This is a genomic window from Cellulophaga sp. RHA19, from assembly GCF_002813425.1.
Classification (GTDB): Bacteria; Bacteroidota; Bacteroidia; order Flavobacteriales; family Flavobacteriaceae; genus Cellulophaga.
Window position 1 is genome coordinate 726281 of record NZ_PHUL01000001.1, and the last position, 13207, is coordinate 739487.

The 13207-nt window shown below is 30.2% G+C and carries 15 protein-coding genes; 13 read left to right on the top strand and 2 right to left on the bottom strand.

Translation table 11 applies throughout. The features are described 5' to 3' along the window. Positions 1–2 precede the first annotated feature (2 nt). Together AX016_RS03195 and AX016_RS03200 are read left to right on the top strand one after the other, a co-directional pair. Positions 3–791 carry a DUF4292 domain-containing protein gene (locus AX016_RS03195; protein ID WP_100894237.1) on the top strand — a complete coding sequence of 263 codons (789 nt, stop codon included), beginning with the start codon at positions 3–5 and terminating at the stop codon, positions 789–791. Positions 792–804: 13 nt separating this feature from the next. Beyond that, positions 805–2034 carry a murein hydrolase activator EnvC family protein gene (locus AX016_RS03200; RefSeq protein ID WP_100894238.1) on the top strand — a complete coding sequence of 410 codons (1230 nt, stop codon included), beginning with the start codon at positions 805–807 and terminating at the stop codon, positions 2032–2034. Between the two features lie 48 nt (positions 2035–2082). Here the strand turns inward: AX016_RS03200 and AX016_RS03205 are convergent, their stop codons facing one another. Continuing rightward, complete coding sequence (locus AX016_RS03205) at positions 2083–2490, bottom strand: hypothetical protein (protein ID WP_100894239.1); 408 nt, start codon at positions 2488–2490, stop codon at positions 2083–2085. Between the two features lie 82 nt (positions 2491–2572). Here AX016_RS03205 and AX016_RS17260 point away from each other — a divergent pair, with 82 nt between their 5' ends. The 3 genes from AX016_RS17260 to AX016_RS03215 all read left to right on the top strand — a co-directional run bounded on the left by AX016_RS17260 (position 2573) and on the right by AX016_RS03215 (position 4781). Further along, positions 2573–3001, top strand: coding sequence for a phage integrase N-terminal SAM-like domain-containing protein (locus tag AX016_RS17260; RefSeq protein WP_198519399.1), 429 nt, complete (start codon positions 2573–2575; stop codon positions 2999–3001). Then, complete coding sequence (locus tag AX016_RS17265) at positions 2998–3459, top strand: tyrosine-type recombinase/integrase (protein ID WP_198519400.1); 462 nt, start codon at positions 2998–3000, stop codon at positions 3457–3459. Before AX016_RS17260 ends, AX016_RS17265 begins: the two co-directional genes overlap by 4 nt. 407 nt (positions 3460–3866) lie before the next feature. Next, on the top strand, positions 3867–4781 hold the full coding sequence (locus AX016_RS03215; protein ID WP_100896790.1) for a hypothetical protein: 915 nt from the start codon (positions 3867–3869) through the stop codon (positions 4779–4781). A gap of 72 nt (positions 4782–4853) precedes the next feature. On the opposite strand, the gene AX016_RS03220 is transcribed toward AX016_RS03215, so the two are convergent. After that, positions 4854–5825 (bottom strand): IS110 family transposase, encoded by a 972-nt coding sequence (locus AX016_RS03220; protein WP_100894240.1) that lies wholly within the window; start codon positions 5823–5825, stop codon positions 4854–4856. 510 nt (positions 5826–6335) lie between these two features. Between AX016_RS03220 and AX016_RS03225 the strand changes: the two genes are divergently transcribed. From AX016_RS03225 to AX016_RS03260, 8 genes are all read left to right on the top strand, one after another. Then, entirely contained in the window at positions 6336–6965 is a 630-nt protein-coding gene (locus AX016_RS03225; protein ID WP_100894241.1) for a hypothetical protein, read from the top strand. Between the two features lie 152 nt (positions 6966–7117). Beyond that, a complete protein-coding gene (locus AX016_RS03230) occupies positions 7118–7684 on the top strand; it encodes a hypothetical protein (protein WP_100894242.1) in 567 nt (188 codons plus the stop codon). 540 nt (positions 7685–8224) lie between these two features. Continuing rightward, positions 8225–8701 (top strand): hypothetical protein, encoded by a 477-nt coding sequence (locus AX016_RS03235; protein ID WP_157811073.1) that lies wholly within the window; start codon positions 8225–8227, stop codon positions 8699–8701. A 268-nt stretch (positions 8702–8969) separates the two neighbouring features. Continuing rightward, the gene (locus AX016_RS03240) at positions 8970–9674 is read left to right on the top strand and encodes a DUF6985 domain-containing protein (protein WP_157811074.1); all 705 of its coding nucleotides are present in this window, start codon (positions 8970–8972) and stop codon (positions 9672–9674) included. A 228-nt stretch (positions 9675–9902) separates the two neighbouring features. After that, entirely contained in the window at positions 9903–10769 is an 867-nt protein-coding gene (locus AX016_RS03245; protein WP_100894245.1) for a hypothetical protein, read from the top strand. A 235-nt stretch (positions 10770–11004) separates the two neighbouring features. Beyond that, positions 11005–11589, top strand: a complete 585-nt coding sequence (locus AX016_RS03250; RefSeq protein ID WP_100894246.1) for a hypothetical protein — start codon at positions 11005–11007, stop codon at positions 11587–11589. 229 nt (positions 11590–11818) lie between these two features. Further along, positions 11819–12262, top strand: a complete 444-nt coding sequence (locus AX016_RS03255) for a hypothetical protein (protein ID WP_100894247.1) — start codon at positions 11819–11821, stop codon at positions 12260–12262. Between the two features lie 155 nt (positions 12263–12417). Beyond that, a complete protein-coding gene (locus AX016_RS03260) occupies positions 12418–13038 on the top strand; it encodes a hypothetical protein (protein ID WP_100894248.1) in 621 nt (206 codons plus the stop codon). The last annotated feature ends 169 nt before the right edge of the window (positions 13039–13207 follow it).

The following is a 13207-nucleotide window of genomic DNA, read 5'->3' on the forward strand; positions in this document are numbered from 1 at the left end:
AAATGATTAAAAATCTTCAAATAACACCAAAATTAGGACTTGCATTTGTTATTGCGGTGTTTTTTGTATCGTGTAAATCTAAAAAAGTTATTGCAGATGGTACATCAACCTTAAAAAAACTAAACACAAAAACTATAGTTAAAAACCACTATGCAAATGCCTTAGATTTTAAAACTCTACGTGGTAGGTTAAAAATAGATTATACAGACGGTGAAGATGAACAAGGGTACACAGTTAGTTTTAGAATGGAAAAAGACAAAGCTATATGGATTAGTGCCACACTTGGCGTAGTAAAAGCATATATTACACCAACAAGAGTTAGCTTTTACAACAGGCTACAAAACGAGTATTTTGATGGCGATTTTACCTATTTAAGTAATTTATTAGGCACAGAGTTGGATTACAACAAAGTACAAAACTTGTTATTAGGACAAGCTTTGTTTGATTTACGAAAAGAAAAGTACAACACAGTAGAGTTAAATAACAAATACCAATTAGCTCCTAAAAAAGCAAACGAGCTTTTTAAAACACTTTTACAAATAGAGCCTACAAATTATAAAATTGCTGGTATGCAATTAACCCAGCCAGAAAAAAACAGAGTATTAGATGTGCAGTACAAAAACTACCAAGTAGTAGATAAAAAATTAGTACCTAACATTATAGACATACATGTAAAAGACAAAAAAAAGACAGACATTATTGCTTTAACTTTTAAGAATATAGAGCTAAACAAAAAATTTAGTTTTCCTTATAAAATACCAAATGGTTTTAAAGAAATTGTTTTAGAATAATTAAAAATATAGAATGCGCCAATTTAAGCTAATTACATTACTTTTAGTAGTACTATCTACCAGTTTTTTGTTTGCACAAACAAACGAGCAAAAAGCGTTAGAAAAAAAGCGTGCGCAATTACAAAAAGACATTAGGGCTATAAACAGACTTTTATTTGCCGAAACAAAGCAAAAAGGTAATGTACTAGACCAAATGGAGAGTTTAGAACAAAAAATAAATGCCCAACAGCAATTGGTTAGAATAACCAACCAACAGAGCAACTTGTTAAACCGACAAATAAATGCCAATGTTCGTAATATTGGTACGCTAAAAAAAGATTTATTGACTTTAAAAGATGATTATGCGCAGATGATACAAAAATCGTATCAGAATAAATCTAGGCAAAGTAGGTTGTTATTTTTACTGTCTTCTGAAAATTTTTTACAGGCGTACAAACGCCTTCAATATATAAAACAATACACCAATTACAGGCAAGAGCAAGGCTTAGCTATTGTTGCCAAAACAGACACCTTAAAACTAAAAAACCAAGCTTTAATAGACCAACGTAAATTAAAAGAACAATTACTTAAAGAAAACGTTGCCACTAGAAAAGAACTAGAGAAAGAAAAAAAGGCTAAAGACATACTCTTAAGCACTATAAAAAAGAACGAAAGCAAATACACTGCCAGTATTAACAAAAAGAAATCTGAGGCTCGTAAAATAGATCAGCAAATAGAAAAACTAATACGTTCTGCCATTGTAGCCACCAATAAAAAAACTACAGGAAAAACCACTACAAAAACCAGTAGCACTAAATTTGTTTTAACACCAGAGGCTAAAATTGTTGCCAACAACTTTACCGCTAACAAGGGCAAGCTAATTTGGCCTGTAGCAAAAGGTTTTAAAAGTAAAGGCTTTGGCGTATATAAAGATGCTGTGTACCCAGGAATTAAACACCAAAACAACGGTGTAATTATAGCTACAGACAAAGGCTCTAAAGCACGTTCTATTTTTGAAGGTGAAGTAATAGCAGTACTTGCTGTACCCGGCGGAAACAAGGGTGTGCAAATAAAACACGGTAATTACATAACTACATACTACAACCTATCTGCAACCTATGTAGAAAAAGGAGATAAAGTAACTGCCAAGCAAGAAATAGGAGAAGTTGCAACCAATAAGTTTAGCGACCAAACATTACTAAAGTTTTATTTATACAAAAACGTTAGCAAGTTAAACCCAGAAGAATGGATTTACCAATTATAGTATTTTAGTTTTTATTTGTTTAACTTGATAAAAAAACTAACATTAAAATTATTTTACAATTTTAATATTCCAAGGACTATACGCTAATTTACTCATATACTCTTGCTTGTGCACAATAAGCATTTTATCTACTCCGTTTTCTTTAATAGGAAGGTACCCAAACTCATAACAAAAAAAATAGGCTCCTGTTTTAAACGGATACATATGCGTAAACAAGTCTATACGGTACCCTAATTTTAGCAATACCTCTTTTTTAACTGTGCTTTTTCCGCTTGGACAAAAATGAGCTAGCAGACTTCGGTTTTTTCTTAAGGCACTATTTATCTTCTGTATACCTATTTCATGTACTGGCCTGTTTGTATTGTGGTAAGTACTTCTGCATTCTGTATCACAAAATTTTTTATCAGACCTACCCGCAAGCTCTTTATTACAAGACAAACAAAATTTCATTTTCATAATTCGTATTATTAGACGTTTATACACGTATATAAACGCTTAAATATAAGCTTTTTAACTCTGTTTTATTCATTTTTACACAATGAAACCTAATACAATAGTTACTAAATTACAGGAGACCGAAGAAACAAAACCAGATTATGCATTGGCTATATCCTTGATGCATGAAAAATTACTACTTAAAAACTATAGTAAAAACACCACTAAGACTTACATACATATGTTTAAGCAGTTTTTAAGGTATACTTACCCAATGCCTTTATACAAAGTAAGCACTGCACACATAACGCATTACCACAAAGAGCTTATTACCAAGCAAAATATTTCTGCGTCATACCAAAACCAAAGTATTAATGCTATAAAATTTTATATTGAAAAAGTACTAAACTTACCAAAAGTACAGTACGATTTTTGTAGACCCCGAAAAGCTAAAAAATTACCTAAAGTATTATCATTAAATGAAGTTGATAGCCTACTTAAATGCACTTACAATATAAAACTATTTTTATGATTATATATAGTTGTGGCTTACGCATATCTGAATGTTTAAACTTAAAAATTGAAGATATAGACTCTAAAAATATGCGGGTATGGATAAGAAATGCAAAAGGTAATAAAGATAGAATTACATTATTATCTCCCACTATGCTACTACAACTAAGGGCGTACTACAAGCTATATAAGCCTAAAGATTGGTTATTTGAAGGCGTAGAAGGCAAACAATATAGTGCATCTAGCATTAGGCAAGTTTTTAACAGATCTAAAAGAAAAGCAAACATAAATATACCCGCAACTGTACATACTTTAAGACATTCTTTTGCAACACATTTACTAGATGCAGGTACTAATTTAAGATTTATACAGCAATTACTTGGCCATAACAGCTCTAAAACTACAGAAATTTACACGCACGTAAGTACAACAAATCTTATAAATATTACAAGTCCTTTAGAAATGTTACCTAAATAATATTATATTTGAAAGAGAAATAAACGCAATAAACTGCGTTTACTAACAAGTTATATTTAATAGCTCGGCATTGTTTGATACAATGCATCACTCAGACGCAAGTAATACGCAGATGGACTCCGACTCGGTTGAATAAAAAAAATTGAAGTTGATTACGGAGGGTTATAATGATGGATTTTTAAAAAAAACTTTTCTACCTAATTAAAGCTTTAGAACTTGGCTTTATTTTCTTTTTGCCGCTAAGCTGCTCGTCTCGCCAAAAAATATAACACCGTATAAATTTAATTGCTAAATTTAAACATTAATTAAGGTCATTGCTCATTTGCTAAGCCCGAATTTTCTTCGGAAACTCTTTGCTCGCAAACACGCAACTAACCTTATACGAACCGTTAGCAATAATTAAAAAAATGAAAATTACCTATAATAACAAAGCTTACATAATTATTATCCTAGGACTATTTCACATTGTATCATGTTCAAATGACAATGAAATCCAAAACCCGATAAATGATATTTATTTAAGTATTCCAGATATTCATTTTGAAACAAAATTAATTGAGCAAGGCATAGATTCAGACGGTATCATTAACCAACAAATATTAAAATCAGATGCTGAAGCAGTAAGTCAATTGAATTTAAACCTTTCTGCCAATTTTGGTGAAATAATCGATTTGACAGGAATTCAGGGGTTTGTGAACATAACATTATTGTCTGCGGCTATGCAGGAAATTAAAAGTGTTGACTTAAGCTTTAACACTAAGTTAGATACTTTATTTCTTTATGGAAACCATCTTACCAATATTGATATTGGTAACAACTCAAATCTAATTTTATTGGATATTCATTCAAATAAACTTAGTTCAATTAATGGGGTATCAAAATTGTTAAATTTGAAAAAGATGAATTTATCCTATAATAACTTTGAAGAAATTAGTATTAAAAATGAATCTATTGAAGATTTACTTATTAGTGATAACCTATTGATATCTATTGACACTAGTGATGCTTTAAATCTGAAAAATGTGTTATTAACACTTAATCAGCTTACAACAGTAGACTTTAGCTCTAATACATTGTTAGAAAGTTTGTTAATTTCTGGCAACAAGCTTCAAGACATAAATATAGAAAATAATACTAGTTTAACACACCTTTATAGTTCAAGTAACTTACTTACCAGTCTCGATGTTAGTAACAATCAAAAATTAATAGATTTGAGGGTAGATAGAAATTCAAATTTAACCTGTATTAAAATTTCAAGTAGTCAGGAAATCTCAACTGTATCAATATCTGAGTATCAAGAATTAAATACAATTTGTAATTAGGATAAAAGACATTTTAAAGAAACCAAACATATTGCTAACAAAGTACTGTGGTAAAAACCAAGTAAAAATTCACTAATTTTTAGCTAAAGTACTTCTATAAGAATCATCATATATTAATCCTGATTTTGCAATAGCAAAAGCTTGCTTTAATAGTTTATTACATACAGCTATTAGCGCTAACTTTTTACTCTTTCCTTTGGCAACGATACGCTCATAAATATCACGACAAGCTTTATTGTATTTACAGGCATTAAAACTGCACATAAATAAGAGATTACGCAGTTTTTGATTTCCTATCTTACTAATTCTACTTCGTCCATTTACGCTTGTTCCACTCTTTCTTATCAAGGGTGTTAACCCAGCATAACTGCATAATTCACCACCACTATTAAAACGCTCAAAACCGTCTGTTAAAACTACTAACATTAAGGCTGTTTTAGCTCCTATTCCTGGTATAGTTTTTAATCGTGTTAAAACATCTTGGTGCGCCTCTTTTACCAATAACAACAATTTAACTTCTAAGTTGTTTATTTCTTTTTCTAACTGTTTTAAACTTCGATTTAAAGAACCTAAAACCGTTTTACTTGGGTTTCCTAAAACTGCTTCGCCGTGTAGCTTGTTTTTTAACATTGTGCTTTGTTTTGTATACACAGAAAGGAGTCTGGTCATTTGTAAGCATTCTATTTGATGTTTAGAACTACCTTTCCACAACTTTAAATCTACCTGACTGGCATACTCACAAATAAGTTTAGAATCACTCTTATCTGTCTTTATTTTAGACAGCTTCATTTGTATAAATCGCTTTACCGCTAATGGATTTTCTACAGATACTTTAATACCAGATTCAAGCAAATAATAAGCTAATTGATAGTGATAATATCCTGTAGCTTCCATTACACAATGGCTCGAGAGATCTAATAATTTTTCGAACTTTTTAAAGCCTGAAATAGTGTTTTTAAACTGATAGTATTTACCATCTGAATCTGTGACATCAAAAACCAAATGACTAATGTCTATTCCAAAATATTTAATATCTTTATTCATAAGAAAATGTTTTTTTTGAAAGGACAACCTACGCGAGTTTCAACGACTTAAAATCGAGGTCTAATTGCCTCATAGAACTGTACGAAATCTGTGTAGAAAAGAGAGGGGATTTTCAATGTTGACGAGATCTGTAGTCTCTCCGTATATAATAACCTTATTCCTCTCTTTTGTCTTTTCTGATTAATACTCTAATTTAATGAATTACAAACTTAAGCCGTGTATAATTAATTGCTTGGTTTTAGCCAATTTACGAAAGTCCTCGCGGAATTTCTATCTGTGATTTATTTACTAAATTTAGTGCTTAAACCACGCAACGAAATCATACACTAGACCGTTCTACGCAATTTGAAAAAAACAGTACCAAACTTAATACGAATTGAATCGAGCTATGAACCAATAGCATCCGAAAGATTATTACTTTGGAGATATAATCGTATAATCGATGAAGGATATACTTTTCCAATATTTGACTTTTATTGCTACTGCGCTCTTCTAATAAGACACGCTAAATTGGAACATTATCCTGAAATAATGTTAAACGGAACTGAACTCAAACCGGAAATAAAATTTCAACTAATAAACTTTCAAATTAACAACGATGAAGAAGTTTCAAAAACTGACAAGGAATTTCATCTTGTAGAAATGAAAAAAATGCTAGTTGAACGAAAAAAGTTTATAAAAAAAGAAATTCGTCAAACTAAAATTGACAGAAGTGAAATAGAATCAATAAGTCCTAAAAACTCTGAATTTTACCGAACTCTGTTAATTCTGACAAGGGAATTTACCGACATAACACTTATGGATTGGTTCATTCCAATTGTTTTGACTTATGAGCGACTTATACATATTTTTATTAGACACGTAGAAGAAACCAAATTTGCAGACGGAAAAAAGAAACGACAAACATTTTTCAATTATGAACCGAAAGAAATTTGGACTCTTTTAAAAACATTAATAAAATATGACAAAGAAAACATAGAAAATCATTTTCTAGAAAATAGTGTTCATCACCAACTGGAAAGGAAAGATTTAATGACAGATTATCTTAGGAATTATGAAAATCCAATAGTTTTTAATGGAGATAGTTTTGTAATACGAATTGACAAGAATGGATTTATTAAGCAATTTTATCAGTTATAAAAACTGCGTAGAACACCGTATATAATTTATTGCTTGGTTATAGCCTACTTACGAAAATCCTCGCGGATTTTCTATTCGGTTTTTATTTGCTAAATTAGGTGCTTAAAACACGCAACAAACCATATACAACAACTTTGTGTGCAATTTAAGAAATGACGAACCAAGAATTTGAAATAAAGATTTTAAGACAGCATTGGATAAATGATGATGGAATTGACGATAAAGCCGATTTATGTTCTCACGGAGTCTTATTTATAAAAATCGGAGACGAAATATTGTCGGATTTGGAATCGGATTCTTGGGCTTTGACAGCAACTGGATTATATCTACTGAGAACTCTTAAAATTGATTATATGATTGAGGATTTCGGAAGTCAATTAGTTCCTTGTTGTGGACATTTTATGATACCAGACGAGAAAAAAAATCACGTTTCGATTTTAGGTTGTAATGAAGGTGTTGATTGGAATATTAAACACGAAAATGGTAACGTAAAATTGTCGACTGAAAAAGGAACAGTTGCAATAATCTCATTTGAAATTTATAAGAATATCGTTCTTGATTTTACAGATAAAGTTGAATCCTTTTACGGAGACCCAAATGAAAAAGAAGTTCCCAATGAAGAATTTGACCAAAACGGATTTCGACAATTTTGGGCGGAATGGACTGAATTAAAAACTGAATGGAGAAAAACTGCACACAACACGGTGTATAAAACATAGCTAATAAGTATTTAACCGAAAGGTTTGTGTATATTTAGAAAGTCCGCCAAATTTTTAATTTGGCTTTTAAAAAGAGAAAAATTAAAAACAAAATATAAAAATTCGGCTCTGTGTTATACCGAAAATTAGTGTCTTTTTGCACGCTACGTTTCATACACAAACCGTTATATTTAATAGCTCGGCATTGTTTGATACAATGCATCACTCAGATGCAAGTAATACGTAGATGGACTCCGACTCGGTTGAATAAAAAAATTGAAGTTGATTACGGAGGGTTACAATGATGGATTTTTAAAAAAAACTTTTCTACCTAATCAAAGCTTTAGAACTTGGCTTTATTTTCTTTTTGCCGCTAAGCTGATCGTCTCACCAAAAAATATAACAACGTATAAATTTAATTGCTAAATTTAAACCTTAATTAAGGTCATTGCTCATTTGCTAAGCCCGAATTTTCTTCGGAAACTCTTTGCTCGCAAACATGCAACTAACCTTATACGAACCGTTGTACATAATGCCACCAAACCAAAAAGAAAATTGATTTTGGAACAGATACCTGACAATCTAAAAAAACAAATTCTTGGAATTTCTGGACTGATTTTTCTAATTCTAACTTTTGGAATTGGACCAACTAATATTTTTGGATTAGAGCAGATTATTCAAGATAAAACGGATTACTTTTTTGGTGTAACTATCTACTTTTTGGATTATGGATTATTATCGTTAATTCCTTTTTTCGGAATAATGTTGAACTCTAAACGAACTGAATTCAAATACTCTGAACTGATAATAGATATTTTGAAAATTCTTTTTTGGACAATTTTTTTGTTTATAATTGGACTCTACCTCTTGACATTTATTGGAAAACCATCGAGTCCATTAATACCACAATATTTAATTACAGAACCGATTTTCTTATACTCGACTATAATTATCGGAATTGGAATATCAATACCATTTTTATTCGCAAAACCTAAAAAGAAAAGTGATGAAATAAATGAAATTGGAACTGAAAAATAAAGCACTATGTACAACAATGGCTAAACGTAATACGGGCTTTGGGGCTAAATCGAATGGTCTGTGTATATTTATGAAGTCGCTAAATCTTATGGATTTAGCTTTGTACAATAAAAAATAAAGCAAAACAATAAGCTTTAGCTTCGTCGGCAGACGGAAACGAAAAGTTTCCTTGCCTCCGCACTACGCTTAGCCCAACCGTTGTGTGTAATTAAGAAAATAACTGATGAATTTTAAGAAAAATGAGATTTGGGAAGATTATTGGTGTTTTGTGCCCACTGAAAATATCTTATTCAATGAATTTGAAAAACTTGACTACCGATGTTGGCACGACAATAAGAAACACGATATTAAAGTAGAAATAGAACTTTCTGACAATGAAAACTCTGTTGAACCTTCTAAAAAGCAAATAGAGACTTTAAACTTCATCAAACAAAATCAAAAGTTAATAATTCAAAATATTTGGAAATATTATAACGATTTAATGATTCCAATTTATGACGAAGCTGTTGGGTTAGAAAACGATAGAATAGCTAAAAATATAACCGAAATATCTAAAATTTTTGGCATTAAAAAAATTGAAATACCACAATACAATCAATACGAGTCTAATTATTTCTCAATAGTGTTTGACTTTGATTATGATTGTGAACACGGTTTATACATTCTATTCAAAAATAATGTACCAATAGACTTTTTTGATTTTGGAACAAAATCTGATGACGCAGTAATTCTTTATGAAAATGGTTTGCAGAATAAAGACAAGTCTAAAATCAAAATTAAGGTTAACAGACTAAATGGGGAAAGAGTTTTTGAGGGCAATTATTATGATAATGAAGAGATTAATGTTCAACTGAAAAAAGGCGCTTATAGAGCTTATTACATAATCAATTCATCAAGTAGAATAAGAAATATAATTATAGATTCTGATAAGGAAATATTTAACTTGAATCATATACTTAAAAACTGTATTTAATAATAAAAACTACACACAACAATGTATAAAAAACATAGGGCTTTTGTGTTAACTCCAAAGGTCTGTGCTTATTTAAAAAGTCCGCCAAATATAAAATTTGGCATTTCAACAAAAAAGATAAATACAAAATATTTATATTTAGCTAAGTAATAAACCGAAACGTAAGTGCTTATCAACTGCCCTACGTTTCTTATACTAGACCGTTGTGCACAATAAAAACCAATCTCTATGGGAACATTTGGAACAGGAATTTTAGATAATGATACTTCTAGAGAAGTGTATAATAAATTCGTTGAACATTTAGAAAATGGACTTGCAATTCCTAAAGTAGTTGATGAAATTAATTCTCAATTTAAAGAGTATAAAAAAGGAGACTCTAAAACTGATTTCATTTTCGCACTTGGTTTAGCTTTATGGGAAAATTGTTCGCTTGACCAAAAGACTTTAACTGAAATAAAGAAATACATTGAATTAGGTGTTGATATTGATATTTGGGGAAAATTAGAAGGTTCCGAAGAAGATATCAAACAACGAAAAAAAGAATTAAAAAAATTTCTAAAAAAAATAGAGGTTCCAAGAAAAAACCCTCTAAAAAAGCAAAAAAAAATAACGATATACAAACCACCGATTTTCAAAACAGGAGATTGCGTTTGTTTCAAACTATCTAATGGAAATTATAGCGGAGGAATAGTTCTTGGAGAACATAAAATTGACAAAAAAGAAATGGGAAGTAATGTGATTATTTCCACCGATATTAATCAATTGAATAAGCCAATAAAAGAGGATTTTTTTAAATCAAATGTACTCATCACAAATTTCGGAGATTTAAAAAACTGGGTCGAAGTTAGTGAATATTCATCCGATTTTTTTATAGACTTTAATGGAGAAATTGAGGTCGTTAATAGCATCGAAATAAAAGAAGAAATACAAAACTATTTTAGTGATAATTTTTGTGGTTATTCACATTGGAATTTTTTGATTACGAATATAGAAAATGAATTATCGAGAAAACCTGTGAGGAGAAAAATTAAAACTTTGTCAATTAAAGATATTTTGATTGACTTAAAGTTAAAGGAAACAAGAAACAGAATATAATTACTGTGCACAACAATGTGTATAAAACATAGCTATTAAATGCTTTACCAAAGATTTATGCTTATTTTCCAAGTCCACCAAATTTTTATAATTTGGTTTTTAAGAAAATTAAGATAAAACAAAATTATAAAAATTCGGCTAAGTGTTAATCCGAAAATTTAGCGTTTATTTATAAGCTACGTTTCATACACCAACCATTAGCATTCATTAAAAAAAACAGAACAAAAATTAAAATATGGGATTCAATATATCAGGTTTAGCCATAAACAAAAATTACGAAAACGACTTTGAAAAACTCCAAGAAGAATTAGGTTGGAACTTAGAAAAACAATCTGAAATTGATTTTGAAACAGCTTCTTCAAATTGGACAGAAGATGGTATTTGTGATGTATACTTTTCAGAAAAAGGAACTTTATTGTTTATTAGTATGGATATGTGTGCTGAGTCCTGGGTCTTAAAAAATAATAATACACTGACTTTTGCTCTCTCTGAAACCTCAATGGCTTTTAATATTAATTATTGTGAGAATGGAATTGAGAGACGTTCAATTATGGAGGTTAATGATGAAAGAATGCAAGATGAAGGAGAAAAACTTAGTATAGAAGACAAGTCTGAAGATACTTCTGAAATTATTTGGAATCAAATAGAGGTTGTAATCGGAAAAAGATTTTGGGATATTGAACCTGATGAAAAAGCAATAAGATATGTTTTTGGTAAAGCGAAAGTAGCAGAACCAAAAACTGAATCTCAGTCTGGAAAAGAAAAGGTGCAAAAAGCAGTTGTTTTAGAACCAAAAAGATGGTGGGAGTTTTGGAAATAAATAACGAAATGCTAACAATGGCTAAAATTAATACGGGTTTTGGTGCTTAATCCAAAGTTTAGTGTATTTTTATAATGTCCGCCAAATCTTTTGATTTGGCTTTAGAACAGAAAAAGATAAAATAAAAAGTTTTGGCTAATAGCTTAATCCGAAATTAATTACTTTTAATCCCCGTACTAACCATAGCCGAGACGTTAGCTTTAATTTGAAAAATCGTTGAAGGAAGAGGATGAAACGAAGTGAAATTTTAATCATATCCATGACTTTTATTGGATTTGCCTCATTATTAGTATGGTTTGGACACCTATCTTTTGGAATTTTTCAAAACTCGAAACCAATTATCTTGGAAACTCCAATTACTGGAGTTATCAACGACCTAAACCAGTACAAAGGCTTCACTTATATTCAGCTCGAACATGAAAATGAGTATTGGAAAATAGATGGTAGCAAAAATTATGACTATTCAGAGCCTTTTATTGCCGATTTTTTACTGAAAGGAGATTTTTTGGAAAAAAATAAATGCTCGGACACACTTTTTGTTAAAAGGGATAATCAAAAATTTCATTTCTTGATTGGCGACGTACTTTATAATAGCAAAACGCGTTCGAAAGAATTCATTGAATATTGGCGAAATCAAAGACGAATTATAACGGAAAAAAGTGATTGTAAATAAAAAAACTAAAGCTAACATTACCTATAATTCAGTCTTACCTTTTTCTAAAAATAAAATTTAGTACTTTTAATCCGGCTCGATTCCAATCTTGAAAAATCCTAACGGATTTCCCAGACCGAAATCATAGCCTAACCGTTGGCAGTAATTAGAAAAAAATGGGATTTAGAGCAATTTTTAATAATAATTCAGAATTCAGTTTATATGACAGTAGTTATTTTAATGACAAGGCTATATTTAACCTACAGCATCAATCAAATCTAATTTCATTTAGTGTAAAAATTGCTGAATATGGAATACCGAAATCAGTAATTGATGACTCGGATAATACAATTGAATTTAAGAACTCTGAAAGTTTTGAGACTTGGTTTAAACGAAATCAGTCAGTAAGTTTTGACTTTGGATTTGCCGATAAAGTTGACAAAAAAGAAATATCAGCTGAATGTAAAAAGAGAAACGATTTAATTATTGAATTGCTGACTAATGAAATTAAGGAATTAAAAAAAGAACAGAAATTTAACCCTTGGAGATTAAACGGAGGTTATAAAAATATTGAAAAATTAGTATTGGTTACTAACAAATCAATTGAGCAACTTGAAAACAAAAAAGTTGGATATTTAAAAACCACAAAATTGATTTTCAAAATAGTTGAGGAAAGTAATATAATAAGCCATAGTAAAAAACACAATGAAATTGAACCCGAAAAACTATTGACTCAAATTGAGAATACATTGAAAAAAATCGAGAAGACTAATATTAAAAAATGGTCGTCAATATAAACTACTGCCAACACGGTATAAAAAACATAGGGCATTTGTGCTAAACCGAAAGGTCTGTGTCTATTAAGAAAGTCCGCTAAATATAAAATTTGGCGTTTATAGTAGAAAAGATAAAAGCAAAATATTTATATTTAGCTAAGTAATAAACCGAAACGAAAGTGCTTATCAC